This is a genomic window from Mycobacteriales bacterium (genome assembly GCA_036497565.1).
In the GTDB taxonomy this organism is placed as follows: domain Bacteria; phylum Actinomycetota; class Actinomycetes; order Mycobacteriales; family QHCD01; genus DASXJE01.
Map to the genome: position 1 here is coordinate 1 of DASXJE010000267.1, position 3,762 is coordinate 3,762.

Genomic DNA, 3,762 nt, shown 5'->3' on the forward strand with positions numbered 1-3,762 from the left:
ATCTCGCCACGGGCGCCGATCCGGTCGAGTTCGCCCCGCTTGACCCGGAGAAGAAAGGATCGCCATTCAGGGGCGGTAAGCACCAGGTACGGTTTTCGAGGGTCTCCCCTCTCCCGCAGACCTACCAGTCCGCCGACGAACGTCCGCACCTGGATTTCGCAATCACCAGCTTCGGCCTCAGCCATTGTCATGTTGCCCTTCGCGTCGCCCACTCAGCTCTCGCCGCGGGCACCGATCCCTTAGCCGCGGCCGGCCCGAATTGCGGCTGACCCGAACTACGCGCCTCCGGCGTGGGGCAGCCATCGACGATGGCTGCCCGGCCTGCGGAACCGCGCACGCCGAATCGCGAACACGGCGCAGGCGAACAATGCGGCCACCAACCCCGCGCCCGGCGCCGACAGGGCCATACACAGCGTCGCCAGGAGCGCCGCGACCACCACCGTGACGTCGTGAGCGCACCTGGTCAGTCGGGGCGGCCGGGGAGACATGTCCCTCGCCAGCAATGCCGCGAGCCCCGGGTCCTCCGACGACAGCCGCTGCTCGATCTCCCACAGGGCCTGTCGTTCCCGCGCGCTCAACATCTTGGTCTCCTCGCCCACTGTGCACAGCCCGTCGAACGTGGCACCGGTGAGACTGCGCACCGACCGGCGGACGACCGTCACACCATTCTCCGGAATACCATCAACAATGACAGATCGAGAGAGTCGGGGTCATCACACCGCCGGGCGCAACGACGCCCCTGTCTCCTGTCCCGACGTGACTATGCCGCGTTGCGTGCCGGACAACGGTCGACAAATGGACGGCCCTCCTGGGAACGGGGCGCCTTACCTGTTTTACCCACCGGGCGTCGACCCGGCCGCTGCATCCTTCGCCGCCGGACCGGAAGAATTCCGCCATACATAGGTGGTGACGGCCATGACCAGGATCAATGCCATAAGAATGAGCAGCTCGATTCCTTCTGGATTCCACCTGAAAGACTGCTCGGCCTCGGCGGTCAGAATCAGCACCCGCCGGATACCGGCGACGAGGCCCACGACGAGGAAGGGTTCGGGGTCGAGTGCACCCCGGTGCCGGAGCGCGATTGCGACCGTGTGCAGCAGCTCGGCAATGATGAAGAGCAGGAGTGTCTCGTCGAGCACGCCGAGGACGATGACCGGCAGGTTGTAGGCCCCGGCCAGGATGACGACGGTGTGGTGGACGGTGTCGACGACCAGCGCCACCCCGAGCACCAGGAGCAGTACCGCGACAATCGCGTGGATGCTGTCCTCGCCGATCTCGATGGCTCGGACGATGCGCGCCAGCAGTCCACCACCCCGGGCTCTCATGTCACGGTGCCGGGGCCGGTCAGTTCCCTCGCGTGCGAGCAGGCGTGCCTAGACCGACTCGACCAGGCGGACCTTGGCCTCAACGACCATCTTCTGTACCGCGGTGAGAATTTCTTCGACGTCACGGCGAGCCTCGTCAATGGTGGCGGGGTTGGGCAGCACCGGCGTCTGCCAGTCCGAGGACAGCCAGACCCGTGCGTCGGATACCGCGTCACGGGCGATGTCGAGACTGGCCCGCACATTGGTCACGACCTCCGGCCACGTGAGCGCCTCGTGTTCGGTCACGGTCACTCCTCCGGTCCCTCTCCCCTGGCCGCGGACCGCGCGGATGGCCCGCCTCGCCTGTTCCAGTTCGGCGACGAGGTCCCCGACGTCCGGGTCGAGCTCCGCGGCACGGGGCGACACCGACCGGACGAGCGCGGCGGCCGCGTCCGCCAACCGCACGGCGTCGTCGGCGCGGTCGTCGCCCAGCAGCGCCTCGATCGCATAGGACAGGCTGGCGAGTGTCTCGTGATCGGTCCGCGGCGGCAGGTAGGCCGCCAGGCCTGGCGGATCCGGGTTCCGCGCGCGGAACTCGCCGAGCGCGGTCACCACGGCAGACCTCGCGCTGAGGTGATCGAGTACGGCGATCACGGCATACGAGCGGGCCGTGAGCCGAGGCAGTCCGGGGTGGCGGTCCAGCCACGCGAGCAGTGCGGGCTCCCCACCCAGGTGCCGCGTGATCCGCGACAGCCTCGCCGCCACCGGATGGGGCAGTGACCAGTGGAACGGCATCACGCGCGCCACCTGCTCGGCGAGCACCTCCTCGGCTCCGGGACCCAACCGGCCGGCGACGAAGTCGTCGACCATCTCCCGGTCCAGATGGAAATCAGCCATCGGTCACTCCCGGGCAGCAGCATGGACCAGCCTCGTCACCGTTGGCGACAACTGTGCTGATTCTGCTGCCCGTTCCGGCCCGAGGTACCAACCCGGCGGAGCGATGCGGGTCGCCCCGATTCGCCCTGTCGGTGTGAACCGGCCGATCCCGCATCCCGCTCCCGGGTCGGTACGCCGCGGGTCGGAGCGCCACAGAATGGGTGCTGGCGGGCGCACGGACAACGGCGGCGGGACTCGACGAGATGCATGACCGAACAATGACGAAGTACCTGGCGGCGGACAACTTCCTGTTGCCGAACGGCACGTTCTTTGCCGAGCTGGTGGCATTCCTGCTGATGTTGTTCGTGTTCTGGAAGTTCGTCGTCCCACCACTGTCGGAATCGCTGCGCGAGCGGCAGGAGATGGTGCGGAAACTGGTCGAGAACTCCGAGGAGGCGAACCGGAGGCTGACGGCCGCCCAACAACGGTACGAGCAGGCCCTGGCCGAGGCGCGCATCGAGGCGGCGAGAATTCGCGAGGCCGCTCGGCAGGACGGCCAGCGGATCCGCGAGGAGCTGCGGGCACAGGCCCTCGAGGAGGTGGCCCGGATCCAGGAGCGCGGTGAGATGCAGCTGGCCGCGCAGCGGGAGCGGGTCGTCCGGGAGCTGCGACACGAGATGGGCGACCTGGCCCTGCAGCTGGCCGAGAAGCTGATCGGATACGAGCTGGCCGTCGACGAGCACAAGCGGGTCCTCGTCGAGCGCTTCCTCGCCGACCTCGACCAGTTGCCCGCCTCACCCCGGGCCGTTGACCGGCCCACCACGCCCACGTGACCGACTCCGCGTGACCGACTCCCCGTGATCGACTCCTCGTGATCGACTACGGCCGCCCGGTTCGTCCCCCTCGGTGCCGTCCGTCCGGCAGTCGCCAGCCGTGCTCCCCCGGGATCCGCAGCGCCGACTCAGGCCCCCACGATCGCCTCTGGTAGGGCTCGGGCGCCGGCGGATCGTTCAGCAGCGGGTCGCACAGGGCCCAGATCAACTCGACCTCCTGTGTGTTGGTGAACAGTGTCGAGTCACCGCGCATCACATCGAGCAGCAGACGCTCGTAGGCCGGGAGCGGCTCCGACCCCGGAAAAGCCTCGACCAGATCGATCCGCATCCTGCCGCGTCCGAGCTCCAGTTCGGGACCAGGCACCTTGGCCCGGACATCGGCATAGATTCTCGGGGCGTCGGTGAGCTCCAGGACCACCTCGTTGCAGGTGTCGTCGACGTCACCGGGGAACATCTTGAGCGGTGGTTCCCTGAAACCCAGGGTGATGGTGCGCCGGTTCTCGGCCAGCGCCTTGCCCGTGCGCAGGTAGAAGGGGACACCGACCCACCGCCAGTCGTCCACATAGAGCTCCATGGCGACAAAGGTCTCCACGACCGACGACCTGTCTACCCCGACCTCGTCGCGGTACCCCTCGTACTGACCGAAGACCACCCGGTTGCGGTCCAGGGGCCGGATCGCCCGGAAGACCTTCACCATCTCGTGGTGCAACGAGTCCGCGTCCAGCCGTGCCGGCGGCTCGAGTGCCACG

General features: G+C 68.1%; 6 protein-coding genes. 1 reads left to right on the forward strand and 5 read right to left on the reverse strand.

From position 1 onward, the window contains the following. The 4 genes from VGH85_21215 to VGH85_21230 form a co-directional block, all read right to left on the reverse strand. Positions 1 to 212: hypothetical protein (locus VGH85_21215; protein ID HEY2176335.1), on the reverse strand; the 212-nt coding region annotated here is incomplete at its 3' end. 63 nt (positions 213 to 275) lie between these two features. After that, on the reverse strand, positions 276 to 662 hold the full coding sequence (locus VGH85_21220) for a DUF3040 domain-containing protein (GenBank protein ID HEY2176336.1): 387 nt from the start codon (positions 660 to 662) through the stop codon (positions 276 to 278). A gap of 171 nt (positions 663 to 833) precedes the next feature. After that, positions 834 to 1,325: a phosphate-starvation-inducible PsiE family protein gene (locus VGH85_21225; GenBank protein HEY2176337.1), complete on the reverse strand. Its 492-nt coding sequence runs from the start codon at positions 1,323 to 1,325 to the stop codon at positions 834 to 836. Between the two features lie 48 nt (positions 1,326 to 1,373). Then, entirely contained in the window at positions 1,374 to 2,201 is an 828-nt protein-coding gene (locus VGH85_21230; protein ID HEY2176338.1) for a hypothetical protein, read from the reverse strand. 257 nt (positions 2,202 to 2,458) lie between these two features. On the opposite strand from VGH85_21230, the gene VGH85_21235 reads away from it, so the two are divergent. After that, a complete protein-coding gene (locus VGH85_21235) occupies positions 2,459 to 3,013 on the forward strand; it encodes a F0F1 ATP synthase subunit B (GenBank protein HEY2176339.1) in 555 nt (184 codons plus the stop codon). A 46-nt stretch (positions 3,014 to 3,059) separates the two neighbouring features. On the opposite strand, the gene VGH85_21240 is transcribed toward VGH85_21235, so the two are convergent. Next, positions 3,060 to 3,762, reverse strand: a 703-nt coding sequence (locus VGH85_21240) for a glucose-6-phosphate dehydrogenase (GenBank protein ID HEY2176340.1), incomplete at its 5' end; no start/stop codon positions are given.

What these genes read in the sequence shown, in the direction of transcription:
- VGH85_21225 (HEY2176337.1), bottom strand. Translation starts at nt 1,325, where the DNA reads ATGAGAGCCCGGGGTGGTGGACTGCTGGCGCGCATCGTCCGAGCCATC.
- VGH85_21235 (HEY2176339.1), top strand. Translation starts at nt 2,459, where the DNA reads ATGACGAAGTACCTGGCGGCGGACAACTTCCTGTTGCCGAACGGCACG.
- VGH85_21230 (HEY2176338.1), bottom strand. Translation starts at nt 2,201, where the DNA reads ATGGCTGATTTCCATCTGGACCGGGAGATGGTCGACGACTTCGTCGCC.